Here is a 22,190-nt window from a genome sequence, read left to right on the forward strand (position 1 = left end):
CGGGGTGCCCGGATGCGCCCAGAAGCGCAGACCGGTCACCTTCCGGTGTCGCAGTCGCCGGCGGTGCATCTGCCGGTCCTGTACACCCAGGTCCTGGAAGGCCTGAGGGTGATCGAAAACGGACGTTATCTGGATGGCACGTTCGGTCGTGGCGGTCATGCACGTGGCGTGCTCACCCAGCTCGGTCCCGAGGGACGCCTGCTGGTCATGGACAAGGATCCGGAAGCCATTGCCGTTGCCGAGCGCGATTTCGCGCCGGACCCGCGCGTGTCGATCTTCCGCGGCAGCTTCGCCCAGCTGCTGCAGTGGAACGAGACCGCCGAAGGCCTGGACGGCGTGCTGTTCGACCTTGGCGTGTCCTCGCCGCAGCTGGATGTCGCCGAGCGTGGTTTCAGCTTCGGCAAGGACGGCCCGCTGGACATGCGCATGGACCCGGACAGTGGCGAAAGCGCTGCGCAGTGGATCAACCGCGTGGAAGATCGTGAGATCGCCGACGTGCTGTGGACCTACGGCGAAGAGCGGCAGAGCCGGCGCATCGCCCGCGCCATCGTGGCCCGCCGTGAGAAGCAGCCGTTCACCCGCACCGCCGAACTGGCCGAGCTGATCGCCTCGGTGATGCCGCGTGGCAAGGACAAGATCCACCCGGCCACGCGCAGCTTCCAGGCCATCCGCATCCACATCAACCGCGAACTGGCCGATCTGGAAGCCGGGCTCGATGCGGCGGTGGAGCGCCTGAAGCCCGGTGGCCGGTTGGCGGTGATCAGCTTCCACTCGCTGGAAGACCGCATCGTCAAGCAGTACATGAACCGCCTGGCCAAGGCGCCGCCGGCCAACCGCCGGCTTCCCGAGGCGCAGGCATTCGTGCCGACGCTGGACCTGATCGGTGGCGCCATCAAGGCCACCGACGAAGAGCTGGCGATGAACCCGCGCGCCCGCAGCGCCGTGCTGCGTGTGGCCCAGAAGCGGGAGGCCGATGCATGAGCCGGCTGCTGCTGATCATCCTGTTGGCCTGCACCGTGGCCTCGGCGATCGGCGTCGTGTTCGTGCGTCACCGTCACCGGCAGACGTTCATTGAACTGTCGCGCGCCGAGCGCGCGCGCGATGACCTGAACATCGAATTCGGCCGCCTGCAGCTGGAGCAGGCGACCCTGGCCGAAGCCAACCGCGTGGACAGCATCGCCCGCGAAAAGCTCGGCATGAAGTTCCCCGAGGCCGCCGACGTCGTGGTGGTGCGCCCATGAGCAAGACCGGCCGCAACCGTCCCCGCAACGCCTTCAACCTGCGCCAGCGCCTGCGCTGGGTGGCTCTGGCACTCGGCCTGTGCTCGGTGTCGCTGGTCGGTCGTGCCGCCTACGTGCAGATCATCAACAGCGACTTCTACCAGCGCCAGGGCGAAGCGCGCTACCTGCGCGAACTGCCGATCAAGACTTCGCGCGGCATGATCACCGACCGCAACGGCGAGCCGTTGGCCGTGTCCACGCCGGTCGCCTCGATCTGGGTCAACCCGCAGGACCTGCTGCGTTCGCCCGAGCGCATTCCCGAGCTGGCGCAGGCCGTGGGCATGTCGGTGGACGAGCTGAGCAGCCGCCTGTCGCAGAAGTCGGACAAGGAATTCATGTACCTGCGTCGCCGGATCAATCCGGACGAGGCAGAGCGCGTGGTCGCCCTGAAGATTCCGGGCGTGGCGGCACAGCGCGAGTTCCGCCGCTTCTACCCGCAGGGTGAAGCGATGGCGCACGTGCTGGGCTTCACCAACATCGACGACCGCGGCCAGGAAGGTCTGGAGCTGGCGTTCGACGAATGGCTGCGTGGCAAGCCCGGCGGCAAGCGGGTGATCCGCAACCGCAAGGGCGAGACCGTCGAAAGCGATCTGCTGCGTGCCGCCGAGCCGGGCAAGGACCTCACCCTCAGCATCGACCGCCGCATCCAGTACCTGGCCTTCAAGGAACTGCGCAATGCGCTGGTGGCCAACAAGGCGGCCGGCGGCTCGATGGTGATCATGGACGTGACCACCGGCGAGATCCTGGCCATGGTCAACCTGCCGACCTACAACCCGAATTCGCTCAACGGCGCGGTGCCGGACACGCGCCGCAACCGTGCGGTGACCGATCTGGTCGAGCCGGGTTCGACGATGAAGCCGCTGACCATCGCCACGGCGCTGCAGGCCGGGGTCGTGACCAAAGACACCGTGATCGACACCAACCCGGGCTACATGCAGGTTGCCCGCTTCACCATCCGCGACGTGCCGCGCAACAACGGCGTGCTGAACGTCACCGGCGTGATCACCCGCAGTTCCAACATCGGCGCGGCAAAGGTCGCGGCGAAGATGCCGGACCAGGTGTTCTACGATGGCGTGCGCCGCTTCGGCTACGGCTCGGTGCCGCACAGTGGTTTCCCGGGTGAATCCGGCGGCGTAGTGCGACGCCCGGCCAACTGGGACGGTGCCACCAAGACCACCATGTCCTATGGTTATGGCCTGAATGTCACGCCGCTGCAGATCGCCACCGCCTATTCGGCGCTGGCCAACGGCGGCAAGTTGATCGCGCCGACCTTCGTCAAGGGCCAGCGCAACGAGGCACATCAGATCATCGACGAGAACGTCGCCAAGCAGGTGGTGGCGATGATGGAAACGGTGGTCACCCAGGGCGGCGCCAAGCAGGCGGCGGTGCTCGGCTATCGCGTGGCCGGCAAGACCGGTACCGCGCGCAAGACCGGCCCCGGTGGTTACGAGCGTGGCCACTACAACGCGCTGTTCGCCGGCGTGGTGCCGGCCACCAATCCGCGGTTTGCCACCGTCATCGTCATCAACGACCCGCAGGGCGGCAAGTTCTACGGCGGCCTGGTGTCGGCGCCGGTCTATCACAACGTGATGGAAGGCACCCTGCGCCTGATGGACGTGCCGCTGGACGACCTGCAGTCGTGGCTGGCTGCCCAGCAGTCCGGAAAGATCGGCCATTCGGCCTCGGTGCTGCCGGTGCCGCCAGCTGAAGCCGCACTGCCGGCGGATGCCGCCGCTGAATTCGATGCCGCGCTGCCCAGCGCGCAATCCCATGTGCCACCCGCTACGGGAGGCACGCAATGAGCCCTTCGATGTTGCTTTCGCAGTTGCTTCCGGACGTGGCCCTGGCGGGCCATGATCCCGTTCTGACCGGCCTGGTGCTGGACAGCCGTGCCGTGCGCCCCGGCAATGCCTTCGTCGCCATCGCCGGTTTCGGCGCGCATGGCCTGGGCTTTGTCGAGCAGGCGCGCGCAGCCGGTGCCGGCGCCATCCTGTTCGAAGCACCGGCGCCCGCCGAACTGCCTGCACCGGCCGATGCCATCGCCGTGCCGGACCTGCGTGCGCGCTTGGGTGCGATGGCCGACCAGTTCCATGGCGCGCCTTCGCGGGCGATGACCATGGTTGGCGTGACCGGTACCAACGGCAAGACCTCCACCGTGCAGCTGCTGGCCCAGGCCTGGCACCTGCTCGGTACGCCCAGTGGCAGTATCGGCACGTTGGGCGCCGGACTTTATGGTGCGGTCGAGCCGACCGGTTTCACCACCCCGCTGGTGCTGCAGATGCATGCGCTGCTGGCACAGCTGCGCGACGACGGCGCGCGTGCGGTGGCGATGGAAGTCAGCTCGCACGCGCTGGACCAGGGCCGCGTGGATGCCGTGCACTACGACGTGGCGGTGTTCACCAATCTCACCCGCGATCACCTCGATTACCACGGCGACATGGCCAGCTACGGCGCGGCCAAGGCGCGGTTGTTCCACCGCCCGGGCCTGAAGGCGGCGGTAATCAATCTTGACGATGCGTTCGGTCGCCAGCTGTTCGCCGGCCTGCCGGCGGGCGTGCAGGCCATCGGCCTGAGCTCGCGCGGTGCCGACGGCGCCAGCGTGCGCGCCGACGCGCTGCAGCTGGATGGCCGCGGCATCGGTTTCGAGCTGATCATCGACGGCCAGCGCGCTGCGGTGCAGTCGCCGCTGCTGGGCCGCTTCAACGTGGACAACCTGCTGGCCGTGGCCGGCAGCCTGCATGCGCTGGGGCATCCGCTGCCGCGCATTGCCGAGGTGCTGTCGGCGCTGCAGCCGATCCGTGGCCGCATGAACCGCCTCGGCGGCGAGGACGGCCTGCCAACCGTGGTGGTCGACTACGCACACACCCCCGATGCGCTGGAACAGGCACTGGACAGCCTGCACGGCCACCTGCAGGGCACGCTGTTCTGCGTGTTCGGCTGTGGCGGCGAGCGCGATACCGGCAAGCGTCCGCAGATGGCTGCGATTGCCGAACGTCTGGCCAACCAGGTCATCGTCACCGACGACAACCCGCGTGGCGAAGATGGCGACGTGATCGTGGCCGACATCCTGGCCGGCTTCGCTGATGCCTCCACCGTGACCGTGCAGCGCAACCGCGCGCGTGCGATCGGCCTGGCGGTGAAGCGCGCCGGTGCCGGCGACATCATCCTGATTGCCGGCAAGGGCCATGAGCCGTACCAGGAAGTGAATGGCGTGCGCCATGACTTCGACGACACCGAAGTGGCCGCCGCGGCACTGGCCGCCAAGACCGGCGTTCTAGCAGCGACGCGCATGGATGCGCTAGTGGCCCGGCCGCAGGACGCGGAAGAGGGCCCGCAGGCCGGGGAGGGCGCGGCATGAAGCGCACCCTGCTTTCGCTGATCGCCCACTGGGCCGGTGGCGAGATCCACGGCGACGACGTAGCCATCGATGCCATCAGCAACGATACCCGCGGCCTTGGCCCGGGCAGCCTGTACGTGGCGCTGCGTGGCGAACGCTTCGACGGCCATGACTTCGCCGCTGATGCGCAGGCACGAGGCGCCAGCGCGCTGCTGGTCGAGCGCCTGCTGCCGCTGGACCTGCCGCAGGTGCTGGTGGCCGACAGCGAGCGCGCGCTGGCGAAGATCGCCGCCGGCATGCAGCGCGACCGTGCCACCGAACTGTTCGCCATCACCGGCAGCAACGGCAAGACCAGCGTCAAGAGCCTGCTGCTGGCGATCCTGCAGCAGGTGGCCCAGCACGCGCACAAGGTGGTCTATGCCAACCCGGGCAACCGCAACAACGAGATCGGCCTGCCGCTGGCAGTGATCGACGCACCGGAAGATGCCGACTACGCCGTATACGAGATGGGCGCCGGCAAGCCGGGCGACATCGCCTACCTGACCGACATCGCGCGCCCGCGCTATGCCCTGGTCAACAACATCGCCCCGGCCCACCTGGAGCGGATGGGCAGCCTGCTCGGCGTGGCCGTGACCAAGGGCGCGATCTACGCCGCACTGCCGGCCGATGGCGTGGCGGTGATCAATGTCGACGACGCCTACGGGCGCTGGTTCGAACAGCATTTCATCGGTACCCCGGCACGTTGCCGGGTGCTGCGCTATGGCCTGGAACACACCGCCGACGTCACCGCGCGCGACATCCGCGCCGGTGCGCAGGGCAGCCGCTTCACCCTGGTCACGCCGATGGGCGAGGCGGGCGTGGTGCTGGGTCTGCCGGGTCGCCACAACATCAGCAATGCACTGGCCGCCGCCAGCCTGGCGCTTGCCGCCGGCATCGAACTGTCACTGGTCGCCACCGGCCTGGCCGAAGCGCAGCCGGTGCCGGGCCGCCAGATCGCCCATCAGCTGCACAACGGCGCGGTGCTGGTGGACGACAGCTACAACGCCAACCCCGGTTCGCTGGCCGCCGCCATCGACGCACTGGCCGCCGCACCGGAAGAGGGCTGGCTGGTGCTGGGCGACATGCGCGAACTCGGTCCCGATGCCGAGGCGCTGCATGCACAGGCGGGTCTCCGCGCGCGTGCCGCCGGCCTCAAGCGCCTGTATGCGCTGGGTCCGCTCAGCGCTGCCGCTGCGGCCGCGTTTGGCGAGGGCGGACGTCATTTCACCACCCATGACGCGCTGTCGCAGGCGCTGAAGGACGAGCTGCACGCCGGCGTGCGCTGCCTGGTCAAGGGTTCCCGTGGCAGCGCCATGGACACGATTGTCAAAGCGCTGCTGGCGCAAGGAGAGGAATCCCCGCATGTTGTATGAACTGGCTCGATGGTTGCAGCAGTTGGAGAGCCTGTTCGGGCTGTTCAACTACCAGACGTTCCGCGCCATCCTTGCCGCGTTGACGGCGCTGTTCCTGTCGCTGTGGCTTGGCCCGGCGATGATCCGCAAGCTTGCCCAGTTCAAGGGCGGCCAGCCGATCCGGACCGATGGTCCGCAGACCCATTTCTCCAAGGCCGGTACGCCGACCATGGGCGGTTCGCTGATCCTGCTCACCGTCACCCTGTCGGTGCTGATGTGGGCCGACCTGCGCAACCGCTACGTGTGGCTGGTGCTTGCGGTGATGCTGTGCTTCGGCGCCATCGGCTGGTACGACGACTGGATCAAGATCGTCCGCCGCGACCCGAACGGCCTGAAGTCGCGCTGGAAGTACCTGTTGCAGTCGATCTTCGGCCTGGCCGCGGGCATCTTCCTGTTCCAGACCGCCGACGTGCCGGCGGCGCTGACCTTCTATATCCCGATGTTCAAGTCGGTGGCGCTGCCGCTGGCCGGCATCGGCTTCGTGGCCATCGCCTATTTCTGGATCGTCGGCTTCTCCAACGCGGTCAACCTGACCGACGGCCTGGATGGGCTGGCGATCATGCCGACCGTGCTGGTGGCCTGCGCGCTGGGCGTGTTCGCCTATGCCTCGGGCAACGCCGTGTTCGCCAACTACCTGCAGATCCCGCAGATTCCGGGCGCCGGTGAGCTGGTCATCATCTGCGCGGCAATCGCTGGCGCAGGGCTGGGCTTCCTCTGGTTCAACACCTATCCGGCCATGGTGTTCATGGGCGATATCGGCGCGCTGTCGCTGGGCGCGGTGCTGGGCACCATCGCGGTGATCACCCGCCAGGAACTGGTGCTGGTGATCATGGGCGGCGTGTTCGTCATCGAAACGCTGTCGGTGATGATCCAGGTCGCCTCGTTCAAGCTGACCGGCAAGCGCGTGTTCCGCATGGCGCCGATCCACCACCACTTCGAGCTGAAGGGCTGGCCGGAGCCGCGCGTGATCGTGCGCTTCTGGATCATCTCCGTCGTGCTGGTGCTGATCGGCCTGGCCACGTTGAAGGTACGCTGATGAATGACCTGTCGCACCAGGCAACACGCCTTGAGGCCATCGGTGGCAGCTACGACAAGTGGCTGCTCGGCGCGATGATCGCGCTCACCGGGCTGGGCGTGGTGATGGTCGCGTCCAGTTCGATCGCGTTGATGAGCAGCCCGTTCTACTACCTCAACCGCCACCTGATCTTCCTGGCGGTCGGCATCGTGCTGGCGATCATGGCCGCGCGCACCGAGCTGAAGACCATCGAGCAGTACAACCAGATGCTGCTGCTGGGCTGCTTCGCGCTGCTGGTGGTGGTGTTCGTTCCCGGCCTGGGCAGCAGCGTCAACGGCGCCCGCCGCTGGATCAACCTGGGCATCTCCAAGTTCCAGACGGTCGAAGCGGTGAAGGTGCTCTACATCGTCTGGCTGTCCAGCTACCTGGTGCGCTTCCGCGACGAGGTCAACGCCACCTGGCCGGCGATGCTCAAGCCGCTGGGCGTGGCCGGTGCGCTGGTGGTACTGCTGCTGCTGCAGCCCGACTTCGGTTCGTCCACCCTGCTGCTGGCGATCACCGCCGGCATGCTGGTGCTGGGCGGGGTGAACATGCCGCGCATGTCGATGCCGGTGGTGATCGGCCTGGTGGGCATGAGCGCGCTGGCGATCATCGAGCCGTACCGCATGCGCCGCATCACCTCCTTCCTCGACCCGTGGGCCGACCAGCAGGGCGACGGCTACCAGCTGTCCAACGCGCTGATGGCGGTGGGGCGTGGCGAGTGGACCGGCGTCGGCCTGGGCAACTCGGTGCAGAAGCTGTACTACCTGCCCGAGGCGCACACCGACTTCATCTTCTCGGTCACCGCCGAGGAATTCGGTTTCCTCGGCACCTGCACGATCGTGGCCCTGTATGCGCTGCTGGTCGGCCGCACGTTCTGGCTGGGCATGCGCTGCGTGGAAATGAAGCGCCACTTCTCCGGCTACATCGCCTTCGGCATCGGCCTGTGGATCAGCATGCAGACCTTCGTCTCGATCGGCGTGAACCTGGGCATCCTGCCGACCAAGGGCCTGACCCTGCCGCTGATTTCGTCGGGCGGTTCGTCTGTGCTGATGACCTGCGTGGCGATGGGCCTGCTGCTGCGCGTGTCGTATGAGCTGAAGCGTGCCGAGCGCCGCCAGGCCGTGCGCATGGGCGCCGCCGACGACGTTGCTGGCCCGGCTCCGGCCGAGGCGCCAGCCGCACCGGTGGCGAAGAAGGTGCCGATGGCCGCCGAACCGGCCGCTGCCGAGTCGGCTGCCGTGCGCGGCACCAGCCGCCTGCAGTCGCGCGTCGAACCTACCTTCGGGAGGCTCGGATGAGCGCGGTCCAGAACAACGCCCGGCCGGTGATGATCCTGGCCGGTGGTACCGGCGGGCACATCTTCCCGGGCCTGGCCGTGGCCCGCGTGCTGCGCGCGCGTGGCGTGCCGGTCACCTGGATGGGTGCTGATGGCGCCATGGAAACCCGTCTGGTTCCGCAGCACGACATCCGCATCGATACGCTGGCCATCACTGGTCTGCGTGGCAAGGGCAAGCTGGCCCTGCTCGCCGCGCCGTGGCGCCTGATGCGCGCGCTGCGTGCCGCCGGCCTGATCATCCGTGATCGCCAGCCGCGTGCGGTGGTCGCCTTCGGTGGCTTTGCCTCCGGTCCCGGTGGCATGGCCGCGCGCCTGCACGGCCTGCCGCTGATCGTGCACGAACAGAACCGCGCGCCGGGCCTGACCAACCGCATCCTGTCGCGCTACGCGCGCCGCCTGCTGACCGGGTTCCCGGGCACCTTCGCTGCACGCGAGGAATTCGTGGGCAACCCGGTGCGCGCCGAAATTGCCGCGGTCGCGCCGCCGCAACAGCGGCTGGCCGATCGCAGCGGTCCGCTGCGCCTGCTGGTGCTGGGCGGCAGCCAGGGTGCTCGCGCGCTCAACAGTGGTGTGCCGCAGGCACTGGCCGCGCTCGGTGCGCAGGTGCCGGTGGTGGTGCGTCACCAGAGCGGCGAGAAGCTGCATGCCGAAGCGGTCGAGGCCTATGCCAAGGCGGGCGTGCAGGGCGACGTGACGCCGTTCATCGCCGACATGGCCGAAGCCTTTGCCTGGGCCGACCTGGTGGTGTGCCGTTCCGGCGCGTCCACGCTGGCCGAACTCTGTGCGGTCGGCATCGGTAGCGTGCTGGTGCCATTCCCCGCTGCTGTCGACGATCACCAGACCCGCAATGCGGAGTATCTGGTCGAGCGCGACGCGGCCGTGTTGCTGAAGCAGGATGAAACGCTGGCAGACGGCATTGCCGCGCTGCTGCTTGATCTGTCCGAAAATCCCGCCCGCCGCATGCAGATGGCGCAAGCCGCGCGTGCCCTGGCCAAGGTCGATGCCGCCGAGCGCATCGCCGATATCATTCTCGAGGAAGCTGTATGAAGAAGGCACGCTCCAGCGCCTGCCCTGCGCGAGGCCGCGCATGATCCGCCGCCTGCATGACACCAACGATCTGGTGCGCGCGTTCCCGCGCGTGCATTTCGTCGGCATCGGTGGCACCGGCATGAGCGGCATCGCCGAAGTGATGCTGACGCTGGGCTACGAAGTGTCCGGTTCGGACAACGCCGACAACACTGCCACCCGCCGCCTGGCCGGCCTGGGCGCGCGCATCATGCGCGGCCATTCCGCTGCCAACGTGCTGGGCACCGACTGCGTGGTGGTCTCCAGCGCGATCCGCGAGGACAACCCGGAGCTGATGGAAGCGCGCAGCCAGCGCATCCCGATCATGCCGCGCGCGGCGATGCTGGCCGAACTGATGCGCTTCCGCCGCGGCATCGCCGTGGCCGGTACCCATGGCAAGACCACCACCACCAGCCTGACCGCTGCGGTGCTGAGCGAAGGCGGGCTGGATCCGACCTTCGTGATCGGTGGCCAGCTGCTGGCAGCCGGTGCCAACGCCAAGCTCGGCGGTGGCCAGTGGCTGGTGGCCGAGGCCGACGAGAGCGATGGCAGCTTCCTGCGCCTGAACCCGTTGATGTCGATCATCACCAACATCGATTCCGACCATCTGGAGAACTACGGCAACGACTTCGCCCGCGTGCAGGCGGCGTTCGCCGAGTTCCTGCAGCGCCTGCCGTTCTACGGCCTGGCAGTGCTGTGCATCGACGATCCGGAAGTGGCCGCACTGGCCGCCAAGACCCCGCGCCATGTGATGAGCTACGGCATGAGCCCGCAGGCCGACGTGCGCGCCGAGAACGTGGTGCAGGAAGGTTCGCGCATGCGCTTCACCCTGCGTCTGCCGCAGGGCACCAGCCAGGAAGTGGTGCTGGCGCTGCCGGGCAAGCACAACGTGCTCAACGCGCTGGCCGCTGCGGCGGTGGGTTGGCAGCTGGGCGTGTCTCCGGACACGATCGCGCGTGCGCTGGCCAGCTTCGCGGGCGTCGGTCGCCGCTTCAACGATCTGGGCGAAGTGACCACCGCCAGCGGTGCCAAGGTCCGCATCATCGACGACTACGGTCACCATCCGAGCGAGCTGGAAGCGGTGTTCGCTGCCGCGCGTGGCGGCTGGGCCGACAAGCGCCTGGTGGTGGCCTTCCAGCCGCACCGTTACAGCCGTACCCGCGATCAGTTCGACAAGTTCGCCGCGGTGCTGTCGAGCGTCGATGCACTGGTGCTGAGCGAGGTCTATCCGGCCGGTGAAGAGCCGATCGCCGGTGCCGATTCGCATGCGCTGGCCCGCGCCATCCGCGCGCGCGGCCGCAGCGAGCCGGTGGTGGTCGGCAAGGCGTCCGAGCTGGCAACCGTGCTGCCGGACGTGCTGCAGGACGGTGATCTGCTGCTGATGATGGGTGCCGGCGACATCGGCGCCGTCGCCAGCCACATTGCCGTGGAAGGCTTCAAGGCGGAGGGCGAGGCGTGAGCGCGCTGACCTTCCCGCCGCTGCGCAGCACCGACCCGACCGTGTTCGGCCGCGTCGCGGTGCTGCTCGGTGGCAGCTCCAGTGAACGCGAAGTGTCGCTGGATTCGGGCCGCAACGTACTGGAAGCGCTGCAATCGCGCGGCGTCGATGCGGTCGCCATCGATGGCATTCCGGCGCTGGCCAAGGCGCTGGCGGCCGGCGGCATCGATCGCGTGTTCAACATCCTGCACGGCCACAACGGCGGTGGTGAGGACGGCATCGTGCAGGGCCTGATGGACGCCTTCGGCGTGCCCTACACCGGTTCCAACGTGCTGGGCTCGGCATTGAGCATGGACAAGATCCGCACCAAGCAGGTGTGGCTGTCGCTGGGCCTGCCGACCCCGCAGTATCGGAAGGTCGATGCCTCCACGGTGCACGCGCTGGCCGCCGAGCTCGGCCTGCCGGTGGTGGTCAAGCCGGCCAATGAAGGCTCCAGCGTGGGCATCAGCCGGGTCACCGACGACGCCGGCCTGGACGAAGCGGTGGCCCTCGCCGCGCGCTACGACGGCCAGCTGCTGATGGAACAGATGGTGGTGGGTGACGAGCTGACCGTGGCCATCCTCGGCGATGTCGCGCTGCCGTCGATCCGCATCGTGCCCAAGGGCCAGTGGTACGACTACAACGCCAAGTACATCGCCGAAGACACCCAGTACCTGTGCCCGGGCCTGGACGGTGAGGACGAAGCAGAGATCCGCCGCATCGCGCTGGCGGCCTTCCGCGCCGCAGGTTGCCGTGGCTGGGGGCGCGTCGATGTGATGCGTGACCGCACCAGCGGTCGCTTCTTCCTGCTGGAAGTGAACACCGCGCCGGGCATGACCAGCCACTCGCTGGTGCCCAAGGCGGCCGGGCAGGCCGGCATCAGCTTCGAAGAACTGGTGTGGCGCGTGCTGGAACAGACCCTGGAGGCATCGCACGCATGAACGCGGTGCTGCGCATCTTCGTCTGGCTGTTGGCCCTGTCGGTGGTTGCACTGCCGGTGGTGGCCGTGGTCAATGGCTGGGTTGGCGCCGAGCGCTGGCCGCTGGCGAAGCTGCGCGTGCACGGTGAGTTCAAGCGGGTACCGCCGGAACAGCTGCAGCAGGTGCTGCTGCCGTATGCACATGCCGGCTTCTTCGCGGTGAAGCTGCAGGACGCGCAGGACGCACTGGAAAAACTGCCGTGGGTGGAAAGCGCGCAGGTGCGCAAGCAGTGGCCGGACGTGCTGGAAGTGACGCTGGTCGAGCACAAGCCGTTCGCGCGCTGGGGCGAAGGTCGCCTGCTGTCCGAGCAGGGCAAGCTGTTCCCCACGCCGAAGAAGCTGGCCGACCTGCAGCTGCCCGAGCTGGATGGCCCGGACAGCCAGACCGAGGAAGTGGTCAAGCTCTACAACGATTCGCGCGCGCTGTTCGCGCCGGCTGGCGTCGATGTGCGCCGGCTGACCATGGACGCGCGCGGCAGCTGGTCGTTGCTGCTGAGCAACGGCACTGAAGTGGTGGTCGGCCGCGACGATGCGCGTTCGCGCCTGCAGCGCTTCGTGCGCGTGCTGCCGCAGCTGGCCAACCAGGCCGCGCCGATCGAGCGCGCCGACCTCCGATATACCAATGGTTTCACGCTGAGCTGGGGCACTCCGGCCGCCCCCGCCAATGCACCGGGCACCCCGGCACGAAGGACGCAGGAAAGAACATGAATCGCAAGGGTGACAAATCGCTGATCGTCGGCCTGGATATCGGCACCTCCAAGGTGGTGGCGCTGGTGGGCGAGTATTCGCCGGGCAACCCGATCGAAGTGATCGGCATCGGCTCGCACGAGTCGCGCGGTCTCAAGCGCGGCGTGGTGGTGGATATCGAATCGACCGTGCAGTCGATCCAGCGTGCGGTCGAAGAAGCCGAGCTGATGGCCGGCTGCGAGATCCGCTCGGTGTATGCCTCCATCTCCGGTAACCACGTGCAGTGCAAGAACTCGCCCGGCATCGTGCCGATCCGCGACGGCGAAGTGACCTGGGGCGACCTGGATCGCGTGCTTGATGCGGCCAAGGCGGTGGCGATCCCGGCCGACCAGAAGATCCTGCATGCGATCCCGCGCGAGTACGTGCTGGATGATTCGCAGGAAGGCATCCGCAACCCCGTCGGCATGACCGGCGTGCGCCTGGAGGTGCATGCGCACCTGGTGGTGTGCGCGCAGTCGGCCGCCGCCAACATCAGCAAATGCGTGCAGCGCTGCGGCCTGCAGGTGGACGACCTGGTGCTGTCCTCGCTGGCCTCCAGCGTGGCGGTGCTGACCGCCGACGAGCGCGAGCTGGGCGTGGTGCTGGTCGACATGGGCGCCGGCACCACCGACATCGCGGTGTTCGTGCAGGGCGCGATCTGCCACACCGCCTCGCTGCCGATCGCCGGCGACCACGTGACCAACGACATCGCGCACATGCTGCGTACGCCGACCCCGGAAGCCGAGCAGATCAAGGTGCGCTACGCGTGTGCCCTGGCCCAGCTGGCCACCGCCGAGGAAAGCATCCAGGTGCCGTCGGTCGGTGATCGTCCGCCGCGCCGCATGCCGCGCCACGCGCTGGCGCAGGCCGTGCAGGGCCGCTACGAAGAGATCTTCGAAATGGTGCAGGCCGAACTGCGCCGCTCCGGCTTCGAGGAACTGGTGCGCGCCGGCATGGTGCTGACCGGTGGTGCCTCGAAGATGGAAGGCGTGGTCGAACTGGCCGAGGAAATGCTGCAGATGCCGGTGCGCGTGGGCATTCCGCAGCACGTCACCGGGCTGGGCGAAGTGGTGGGCAACCCGGTGCATGCCACCGGCGTGGGCCTGCTGCTGATGGGCAGCCAGATCGAGCATCCGCGCCGGCCGTCGCTGCCGACCGGTCGCGCCGGAAGCATGTTCAAGAAACTCAAGACCTGGTTCCGCGGCGAATTCTGACGCGGAACCTGCACTACCCGGGCTCGCCCGGTTGCAACACCGGCAACACGACGCAACACCGGCAACACATAACCCACACAGCCGCAACGACGGCATGCAGCACGAAGGCAGGACGCCCGAAGGCCCATGCAATCGAAAGCGGATACAACGAGGACACGGACATGGCGCATTTTGAACTGATCGAAAAGATGGCACCCAATGCGGTGATCAAGGTGGTTGGCGTGGGCGGCGGCGGCGGCAATGCCGTGGCGCACATGGTCAACTCGGCAGTGGATGGCGTGGAATTCATCACCGCCAACACCGACTCGCAGGCCATCAAGAATTGTGGTGCCAAGCTGCAGCTGCAGCTGGGTACCAATGTCACCAAGGGCCTGGGCGCAGGCGCGAATCCGGAAGTCGGCCGCCAGGCTGCGCTGGAAGACCGTGAGCGCATCATGGACGCGCTGCAGGGCGCGGACATGGTGTTCATCACCGCTGGCATGGGCGGTGGCACCGGTACCGGCGCGGCGCCGGTGGTGGCACAGCTGGCCAAGGAGATGGGCATCCTGACCGTGGCCGTGGTCACCAAGCCGTTCCCGTTCGAAGGCCGTCGCCGCATGCAGGTCGCGCTGAAGGGCATCGAAGAACTGAGCCAGCACTGCGACTCGCTGATCACCATTCCCAACGAGAAGCTGATCACCGTGCTGGGTCGCAACGCGACCATGATCCAGGCCTTCCGCGCTGCCAACGACGTGCTGCAGGGCGCCGTGCAGGGCATCGCCGACCTGATCGTGCGTCCGGGCCTGATCAACGTCGACTTCGCCGACGTGCGCACCGTCATGTCCGAAATGGGCCTGGCGATGATGGGTACCGGTACCGCCCGCGGCGATGACCGCGCGCAGGCAGCGGCCGAGTCGGCCATCCAGAACCCGCTGCTGGACGATGTGAACCTGGCCGGTGCCAACGGCATCCTGGTCAACATCACCGCCGGTGCCGACTTCACCATGGCCGAGTTCGACGAGATCGGCCGCACCATCGACGGCTTCGCTTCGGAAGACGCGACCGTGGTGGTGGGTACCGTGCTCGATCCGGACATGCAGGACGAAGTGCGCGTGACCGTGGTCGCCACGGGTCTGAACCGCGTCTCGGCCAGCAAGACCCAGCGTCCGGGCGAGCGTGCACCGATCAAGCTGGTCCGCAACGCCACCACCGGCCAGCCGGAGTTCGGCGAGTTCGACAACGGCGGCGATGCCGTGTCCAAGGCCGTCGGCGGCATGGGCCTGGGCCTGCGTCGGGCCAGCAGCGACAGCGTGGCAGCTTCCACCCCGTCGGCTCCGGCCTCCTCGGCCCCGGCCGCGGCGGAACTGCCGAACGATTACCTGGACATCCCGGCGTTCCTGCGCCGCCAGGCGGACTGATCGACGCTGCCCGGGGCTTGTCCCCCCCGGGTTGCGCCACCATGTCCTGAAAACGCGGGCGCCGGGCCAGGATGGGCCCGGCCGCCCTGCTTCACGCGCGTCCCACCGGCGCGCCGGTGTGTCCTGCCGGCGTTTCAGTCAGGGTAGGGGACCCTGCGTGTTAATCTACTGTGTCACTTCCGGTCGTCCCCCATGATCCAGCAACGCACCCTCAAGAACACGATCCGCGCCACCGGTGTAGGCCTGCACAGCGGCGACAAGGTCTACATGACCCTGCGTCCGGCGCCGGTCAACCATGGCATCGTGTTCCGGCGCGTGGACCTGGACCCGGTAGTGGAAGTGCCTGCCAAGGCCGAGCTGGTCACCGAAGTGACCCTGTGCACCGGCCTGACCTGCAACGACGCCAAGATCCAGACCGTCGAACACCTGATGTCGGCCCTGGCCGGCCTGGGTGTGGACAACATCATCGTCGAACTGTCCTCGGCCGAGCTGCCGATCATGGACGGTTCGTCCGGTCCGTTCGTGTTCCTGCTGCAGTCGGCAGGCATCGTGGAACAGGATGCGCCCAAGCGCTTCATCCGCGTGCTGAAGACCGTGGAAGTGACCGAGGGCGACAAGGTGGCCCGCTTCACCCCGTATGAGGGGTACAAGCTGGGCTTCACCATCCAGTTCGACCACCCGATGATCCCGGCCAAGCAGTCGCGCCAGGAAATCGAGTTCTCGACGATGGCCTACACCAAGGAAATCTCCCGCGCCCGCACCTTCGGCTTCATGCGCGACCTGGAATACATGCGCGAGCGCAACCTCGGCCTGGGCGGTTCGATGGACAACGCCATCGTGCTCGATGAGTTCCGCGTGCTCAACGAAGACGGCCTGCGCTACGCCGACGAATTCGTGCGCCACAAGATCCTCGATGCGATCGGCGACCTCTATCTGGCCGGCGGCCAGGTGCTGGGCGCCTACGAGGGCTTCAAGTCCGGCCACGCGCTCAACAACAAGCTGGTACGGGCGCTGATGGCCGATGCCACTGCCTGGGAATGGGTCACTTACGACTCGCCGGCGGTGCCGGACCCGGTCGTGTACGCCACACCCGCCTATGCCTGATCGCACAAGTTGTTGAATTTGAATGCAAAAGCGCCGCCTGCCAGGGCGGCGTTTGCGTTTCCGAGGTTCCGTGAGGCGGTGGCGCAGTGGGTGACGCGACGGCCGGGCCGAGGTCACGGTTTTGTGAACCTGTTGGATCGGAAGCCTGAATTTAACGTTGTTTTAACAACAATCTAACGACTGCCCCACCGGGGCCAGCTAGGATGCGACCCGGCCCCCGAAATGTTTCACGCTGCGGTGACACGCGCGACGGGGAGTGGAGCAGGACGCTCCGCTGCTTTCAGGTTTCCCGCTTCGGTTTCGAAGGAAGGTCCTGCAGAGCTGCCAAGGCGTCGCGTAGCCCTTTGTGCGTGGCGGCTGAAACTGCGTGGGGTCCATTCCGGTTGTCGAGCGCTGGGGAGCGCGTGGGAGTGGGAGACGCAGTCTTGACGGTCACCTTGGTGGCCTTCAGCCCGATGGACCGGGCCGCGTCGAGCAACTGGGCTTCGGCAAGCCGCAACTTGGCATGCCAGACCGGGGACTCGACGAGAAAAACGAGGTGTTCCCCGTCCACATTGGCCAGCCGGCAACGGCTGCGCAGAGGTGGCGGCAACTGGGGGCGCAACTGACGGTCCAGCGCGTCGAGCCATAGGGCACGCCGCAGCGGGTTCCCGCTTTTGTCCGCCATCACTACATCCAGGGCCGGTTTCGGTCTGGATGCGGGACGAACGCTGGATTTCGGCTCAGACATGAAAACTCACTGATGGCATTCAAAAAGATCGTAATCAAAACGCGTGAAGGACAGGCCAAATCGGCGCTCACGCGTTTGCGGTTCTACTTCGAGGACCGCCCCCGAGCCCTGCTGGGCAGCGTGCTCGGCGCAGGTTGCATTATCGGCCTTGCCGGCGGCATTGGCGCCAGTGCGCTCAATGATTCGCGCCTGCAGGCCAAGGTCGACCGCCAGGAGGCCGAGCTGGCCAAGGTCCAGCGCGATGCGCAGACCCAGGTCAACGCGCTGGCCGCCCGCCTCGGCGAGCTGCAGGCACAGGCCACCCGCCTGAACGCCCTGGGCGAGCGGCTGACCCAGATGGGCAAGCTGGAAGACGGCGAATTCGACTTCAACGAGACCCCCGGCCTCGGTGACGGCGATGCCGGCGGCCCGACCGCCGACATCCCGGTGAAGGACGTCAACGCCGACTTACAGGTGCTGGAGCAGCGCTTCGCTGCTTCAGGCCGCCAGTTGTCGGTGATGGAATCGCTGATGTTCGACCACCAGCTGCAGCAGAACGCCGTGCCCTCGCGCATGCCGATCCGCAACAGCTATGTCACGTCCGGCTTCGGTACCCGCGCCGACCCGTTCGGCCGCGGTGCCGCCACCCACAAGGGCATGGACTTCCACGCCCGCGTCGGTGACCCGGTGATGGCTGTGGCCGATGGCGTGGTCAGCTTCTCCGGGGTCAAGGGCGGTTACGGCAACGTGGTCGATGTCGACCACGGCAATGGCTACGTCACCCGCTACGCGCACAATTCGCGCCTGGTGGTGAAGGTCGGCGACCTCGTCCGTGCCGGCCAGGAAGTGGCCAAGGCCGGTTCCACCGGTCGTTCGACCGGCGCCCACGTGCACTTCGAGGTGTGGGAGAACGGCAACGTGGTCAACCCGCGCAAGTTCCTCGGCGATGGCGGCAATACCCCGGTCGGGCGCATCACCCGCGGTTGAACCACGGGTCGGATCCCTTCCGCGCCGCGGAAGGGCTCTGACCCCATCGCCAAAGGGTTGAAACCCCTGCCGCCCATCCCAAGCTACAATGGGTGTTGCCATCGACAGGGCGCCAGGCGCCCTGTTTCGTTTGCGGCGGACGGATCCTCCCGGAGCCGTGCGGCATTCCCATCCAACCCGGTTCCTTCAATGATCAACAGCCTGCTTACCCGCGTATTTGGCAGTCGTAATGAACGACAGCTGCGCCAGCTCAACCGCATCGTCGCCAAGATCAATGCGCTGGAGCCGGAGATCGAGAAGCTTTCCGACGAGCAGCTGCAGGCCAAGACGCCGGAGTTCAAGCAGCGCATCGCCGGTGGTGAAGCCCTGGACAAGGTGTTGCCGGAAGCCTTCGCGGTCTGCCGCGAGGCCGGTCGCCGCGTGCTGGGCATGCGCCACTACGACGTGCAGCTGATCGGCGGCATGGTGCTTCACCTGGGCAAGATCGCAGAAATGCGCACCGGTGAAGGCAAGACCCTGGTGGCAACCCTGCCGGTGTACCTCAACGCGCTGGAAGGCAAGGGCGTGCACGTGGTCACCGTGAACGACTACCTGGCCCGCCGCGATGCCGCGCAGATGGGCAAGCTGTACAACTGGCTGGGCCTGAGCGTGGGCGTGGTCTACCCGGGCATGCCGCACAGCGACAAGCGTGAAGCCTATGGTTCGGACATCACCTACGGCACCAACAACGAATTCGGTTTCGACTACCTGCGCGACAACATGGCGCTGTCCAAGGCCGACCGCTACCAGCGCGGCCTGCACTACGCCATCGTCGACGAAGTCGACTCCATCCTGATCGACGAAGCGCGCACCCCGCTGATCATCTCCGGCCCGGCCGATGATTCCCCGGAGCTGTACATCCGCGTCAACCGCATCGTGCCGAACCTGGTCAAGCAGGAAGCGGAAGACGGTGAGGGTGACTTCTGGGTCGATGAGAAGGGCAAGCAGGTGCACCTGTCCGAAGCGGGCATGGAGCACGCCGAACAGCTGCTGGTCGAAGCGGGCATCCTCGATGCCGAGACCGAAGGCCTGTACGCGGCGCAGAACCTGACCGTGGTCCACCACCTCAACGCCGCCCTGCGCGCGCACGCCATCTACCAGCGCGATGTGGACTACATCGTGCGCGATGGCGAAGTGGTCATCGTCGACGAATTCACCGGCCGTACCCTGGCCGGCCGCCGCTGGTCCGATGGCCTGCACCAGGCGGTGGAAGCGAAGGAAGGCGTGCCGGTCCAGCGCGAGAACCAGACGCTGGCGAGCATCACCTTCCAGAACCTGTTCCGCATGTACAAGAAGCTGTCCGGCATGACCGGTACGGCCGATACCGAAGCGTTCGAATTCCAGAGCATCTACGGCCTGGAAGTGGTGGTGATCCCGACCAACCGCCCGACCATCCGCAAGGACAGCCCGGACCAGGTGTTCCTCAACCGCAAGGGCAAGTTCAATGCGGTGCTGGCCGACATCGAAGAATGCGCCAAGCGCGGCCAGCCGGTGCTGGTGGGTACCACCTCGATCGAAACCTCGGAAATGCTGTCCGAGCACCTGCGCAAGGCGGGTGTGAAGCACGAAGTGCTCAACGCCAAGCAGCATGACCGCGAAGCGACCATCGTCGCCAACGCCGGTCGTCCGGCCGCCGTGACCATCGCCACCAACATGGCCGGTCGTGGTACCGACATCGTGCTGGGTGGTTCGCTGGAAGCGGAAATCCACGAGCTGGGCGAAGGCGCGACCGACGAGCAGAAGGCGGCGATCAAGGCCGAGTGGCAGAAGCGCCATGACGCGGTCAAGGCGGCGGGCGGCCTGCACATCGTTGGTACCGAGCGCCACGAATCGCGTCGTATCGACAACCAGCTGCGTGGCCGTTCGGGCCGCCAGGGTGACCCGGGCTCGTCCCGTTTCTACCTGTCGCTGGAAGACAACCTGATGCGCATCTTCGCCTCCGACTGGGTGCAGAAGGCCATGCGCATGATGGGCATGAAGGAAGACGACGTCATTGAGGATCGCCTGGTCAGCCGCCAGATTGAAAAGGCGCAGCGCAAGGTCGAAGCCCACAACTTCGACATCCGCAAGAACCTGCTGGATTTCGACGACGTCAACAACGACCAGCGCAAGGTGATCTACGCCCAGCGCGATGAACTGCTTGACGCCGAGTCGGTGAAGGACAACGTCGATGGCATCCGCGACGACGTGATCTTCGACATCGTCGCCCGCTTCGTGCCGCCGAACTCGGTGGACGAGCAGTGGGACCTGCGTGGCCTGGAAGCCACCCTGCAGTCGGACTTCGGCGTGGACATGTCGCTGACCGATCTGGTCAAGTCGCACGAGGAACTGGATGCCGAAGGCATCACCGCCAAGGTGCAGGAACGCATCAACCAGCACTTCGCCGAGAAGGAAGCGGGTGTGGGCGAAGAGACCATGCGCGCGCTGGAGAAGCACGTGATGCTGACCGTGCTCGACCAGAGCTGGAAGGAGCACCTGGCCCGCATGGATTACCTGCGCCAGGGCATCTACCTGCGCGGTTATGCGCAGAAGCAGCCGAAGCAGGAATACAAGAAAGAAGCCTTCGAGCTGTTCTCGGACATGCTGGAGAACGTCAAGCGCGAAGTGGTGACCCTGCTGGCCCGCGTGCGCATCCGCAGCGACGAGGAAGTGCAGGCCCTGGAAGCGGCCGAGCGCCAGCAGGTGGAAGCCCGCCTGAAGCAGTCGCAGTTCCAGCACCAGGACGCAGGCGGCTACAGCGCCGACGAGGAAGCGGCGCAGGTCGAGGCTGCCCAGCTGCAGCGTGACGAGCCGAAGATCGGTCGCAACGATCCGTGCCCGTGCGGCAGCGGCAAGAAGTACAAGCACTGCCACGGCCAGCTGAGCTGACCCCTGGAGAGCCCCGCGAAAGCGGGGCTTTCCTGTTCTGGGCCTTGAAGCGTTCGGCGATTGCGCCGGTGCCCCGGTTTTCGGCATGCTCCCCCCATGCCTTCCCCGAAACGATCGATCCACGTCGTAGCCGCCGTCATCACCGATGCCCGCGGCCGCATCCTGCTCAACCGCCGTACCGAAAGCCGCGACATGGCCGGCCTCTGGGAATTCCCGGGCGGCAAGCGCGAGCCCGGTGAGACCTCCGAACAGGCGCTGGCGCGCGAACTGCACGAAGAGCTGGGCATCGAGGCCGAGGTGGGCGAATGGATCATGGACGTGCCGCAGCGCTACCCGGACAAGGATCTGATCCTGGAGGTGCGGCACGTGCGCAGCTGGAAGGGCAGCCCGCGTGGACGCGAGGGCCAGGCCATCACCTGGGTGGCGCCGGACAAGCTGGCCCGCTATTCCATGCCGCCGGCCGACCTGCCGGTGGTGGCCGTACTGCGCCAGCCGGACTGCTACCTGATCACCCCCGCACCAGAGGCGGATGAGGGGGGCCTGCAGCGTTGGCACGGCCAGCTCCAGCAAGCGGTCGCTTCGGGGCAACAACGCATCCAGCTGCGCCTGCCCGCCGAGCATCCGCAGCGGCAGGGCATGATCGAGCAGGCCGTACGCGCGCATCGGCGCGGCGTGCAGTGGTTGCTCAACCGCGATATCGAGCTGGCACGCACCCTGGGCGTCGGCGTGCACCTGGGAAGCGAGCAGCTGCAGTCACTGCAGGAACGGCCGCTGCCGGCCGGGCAACTGGTGGCTGCCTCCTGCCATGACCTTGAACAGCTGTTGGCGGCACAGCGGCTTGGCTGCGACTTCGCGGTGCTGGGGCCGGTGCAGGCTACTGCGAGCCATCCCGATGCAGCGCCGTTGGGGTGGGAAGCCTTCGCCGCGATGCGCGCGCAGGTCTCGCTGCCGATCTACGCGCTTGGCGGCATGACACCGCAGCATGTCGCCGAGGCCCGCCGTCACGGCGGGCAGGGTATCGCCGCCATCCGCGGACTGTGGCCGGCGTAGCGCTACAGGGGGGCGGAGCCCCGCAATGCGGGGCTCTGACCTCCTCGCTCGAATCCGGGGTCGGAGCCCTTTCCGCTGGAAAGGGATCCGACCCCTCACCGCAGGCAGTAGATC

Annotated in this window: 17 protein-coding genes and 1 pseudogene; 17 read left to right on the forward strand and 1 reads right to left on the reverse strand. The window is 67.1% G+C overall.

All coding sequences use genetic code 11. The features are described 5' to 3' along the window. Positions 1 to 12: 12 nt before the first annotated feature. The 14 genes and pseudogenes from rsmH (at position 13) to lpxC (ending at position 16,423) form a co-directional block, all read left to right on the forward strand. The gene (gene rsmH, locus ACFX4F_RS06015; RefSeq protein WP_025876600.1) at positions 13 to 981 is read left to right on the forward strand and encodes a 16S rRNA (cytosine(1402)-N(4))-methyltransferase RsmH; all 969 of its coding nucleotides are present in this window, start codon (positions 13 to 15) and stop codon (positions 979 to 981) included. Further along, complete coding sequence (ftsL, locus tag ACFX4F_RS06020; RefSeq protein WP_025876599.1) at positions 978 to 1,241, forward strand: cell division protein FtsL; 264 nt, start codon at positions 978 to 980, stop codon at positions 1,239 to 1,241. Before rsmH ends, ftsL begins: the two co-directional genes overlap by 4 nt. Continuing rightward, positions 1,238 to 3,082: a penicillin-binding protein 2 gene (locus ACFX4F_RS06025; protein ID WP_099820302.1), complete on the forward strand. Its 1,845-nt coding sequence runs from the start codon at positions 1,238 to 1,240 to the stop codon at positions 3,080 to 3,082. Before ftsL ends, ACFX4F_RS06025 begins: the two co-directional genes overlap by 4 nt. Beyond that, positions 3,079 to 4,638 carry a UDP-N-acetylmuramoyl-L-alanyl-D-glutamate--2,6-diaminopimelate ligase gene (locus tag ACFX4F_RS06030; protein WP_380653224.1) on the forward strand — a complete coding sequence of 520 codons (1,560 nt, stop codon included), beginning with the start codon at positions 3,079 to 3,081 and terminating at the stop codon, positions 4,636 to 4,638. The genes ACFX4F_RS06025 and ACFX4F_RS06030 overlap by 4 nt, the downstream gene beginning before the upstream one ends. Then, the gene (gene murF / locus ACFX4F_RS06035) at positions 4,635 to 6,029 is read left to right on the forward strand and encodes a UDP-N-acetylmuramoyl-tripeptide--D-alanyl-D-alanine ligase (RefSeq protein WP_380653227.1); all 1,395 of its coding nucleotides are present in this window, start codon (positions 4,635 to 4,637) and stop codon (positions 6,027 to 6,029) included. Before ACFX4F_RS06030 ends, murF begins: the two co-directional genes overlap by 4 nt. Next, on the forward strand, positions 6,019 to 7,104 hold the full coding sequence (mraY, locus tag ACFX4F_RS06040) for a phospho-N-acetylmuramoyl-pentapeptide-transferase (protein ID WP_025876592.1): 1,086 nt from the start codon (positions 6,019 to 6,021) through the stop codon (positions 7,102 to 7,104). Before murF ends, mraY begins: the two co-directional genes overlap by 11 nt. Continuing rightward, positions 7,104 to 8,423 carry a putative lipid II flippase FtsW gene (gene ftsW, locus ACFX4F_RS06045; RefSeq protein WP_099820300.1) on the forward strand — a complete coding sequence of 440 codons (1,320 nt, stop codon included), beginning with the start codon at positions 7,104 to 7,106 and terminating at the stop codon, positions 8,421 to 8,423. The genes mraY and ftsW overlap by 1 nt, the downstream gene beginning before the upstream one ends. Next, complete coding sequence (gene murG, locus ACFX4F_RS06050) at positions 8,420 to 9,508, forward strand: undecaprenyldiphospho-muramoylpentapeptide beta-N-acetylglucosaminyltransferase (protein ID WP_380653232.1); 1,089 nt, start codon at positions 8,420 to 8,422, stop codon at positions 9,506 to 9,508. The genes ftsW and murG overlap by 4 nt, the downstream gene beginning before the upstream one ends. Positions 9,509 to 9,548: 40 nt before the next feature. Next, entirely contained in the window at positions 9,549 to 10,985 is a 1,437-nt protein-coding gene (gene murC, locus ACFX4F_RS06055) for a UDP-N-acetylmuramate--L-alanine ligase (RefSeq protein WP_380653235.1), read from the forward strand. After that, complete coding sequence (locus ACFX4F_RS06060) at positions 10,982 to 11,944, forward strand: D-alanine--D-alanine ligase (RefSeq protein WP_380653238.1); 963 nt, start codon at positions 10,982 to 10,984, stop codon at positions 11,942 to 11,944. Before murC ends, ACFX4F_RS06060 begins: the two co-directional genes overlap by 4 nt. Further along, positions 11,941 to 12,618 (forward strand): annotated as a pseudogene (locus ACFX4F_RS06065) (cell division protein FtsQ/DivIB); the annotation flags it as partial. The gene ACFX4F_RS06060 and the pseudogene ACFX4F_RS06065, both read left to right, overlap by 4 nt. A 68-nt stretch (positions 12,619 to 12,686) precedes the next feature. Further along, positions 12,687 to 13,922: a cell division protein FtsA gene (ftsA, locus tag ACFX4F_RS06070; protein ID WP_025876580.1), complete on the forward strand. Its 1,236-nt coding sequence runs from the start codon at positions 12,687 to 12,689 to the stop codon at positions 13,920 to 13,922. A gap of 161 nt (positions 13,923 to 14,083) precedes the next feature. After that, the gene (gene ftsZ, locus ACFX4F_RS06075) at positions 14,084 to 15,319 is read left to right on the forward strand and encodes a cell division protein FtsZ (protein WP_025876577.1); all 1,236 of its coding nucleotides are present in this window, start codon (positions 14,084 to 14,086) and stop codon (positions 15,317 to 15,319) included. A gap of 192 nt (positions 15,320 to 15,511) precedes the next feature. Then, positions 15,512 to 16,423 carry a UDP-3-O-acyl-N-acetylglucosamine deacetylase gene (lpxC, locus tag ACFX4F_RS06080; RefSeq protein ID WP_089238783.1) on the forward strand — a complete coding sequence of 304 codons (912 nt, stop codon included), beginning with the start codon at positions 15,512 to 15,514 and terminating at the stop codon, positions 16,421 to 16,423. Between the two features lie 280 nt (positions 16,424 to 16,703). Here lpxC and ACFX4F_RS06085 read toward each other — a convergent pair whose 3' ends face one another. Beyond that, positions 16,704 to 17,153, reverse strand: a complete 450-nt coding sequence (locus ACFX4F_RS06085) for a DUF721 domain-containing protein (protein WP_162292002.1) — start codon at positions 17,151 to 17,153, stop codon at positions 16,704 to 16,706. Positions 17,154 to 17,165: 12 nt separating this feature from the next. On the opposite strand from ACFX4F_RS06085, the gene ACFX4F_RS06090 reads away from it, so the two are divergent. From ACFX4F_RS06090 to ACFX4F_RS06100, 3 genes are all read left to right on the forward strand, one after another. Beyond that, positions 17,166 to 18,119, forward strand: a complete 954-nt coding sequence (locus ACFX4F_RS06090; protein WP_099820294.1) for a M23 family metallopeptidase — start codon at positions 17,166 to 17,168, stop codon at positions 18,117 to 18,119. A 189-nt stretch (positions 18,120 to 18,308) separates the two neighbouring features. Continuing rightward, on the forward strand, positions 18,309 to 21,026 hold the full coding sequence (gene secA, locus ACFX4F_RS06095) for a preprotein translocase subunit SecA (RefSeq protein WP_099820293.1): 2,718 nt from the start codon (positions 18,309 to 18,311) through the stop codon (positions 21,024 to 21,026). 96 nt (positions 21,027 to 21,122) lie between these two features. Then, positions 21,123 to 22,076 (forward strand): Nudix family hydrolase, encoded by a 954-nt coding sequence (locus tag ACFX4F_RS06100; RefSeq protein WP_380653246.1) that lies wholly within the window; start codon positions 21,123 to 21,125, stop codon positions 22,074 to 22,076. Positions 22,077 to 22,190: the final 114 nt, after the last annotated feature.

It is taken from the genome of Stenotrophomonas sp. YIM B13575, from assembly GCF_042787595.1.
GTDB lineage: Bacteria > Pseudomonadota > Gammaproteobacteria > Xanthomonadales > Xanthomonadaceae > Stenotrophomonas > Stenotrophomonas lactitubi_B.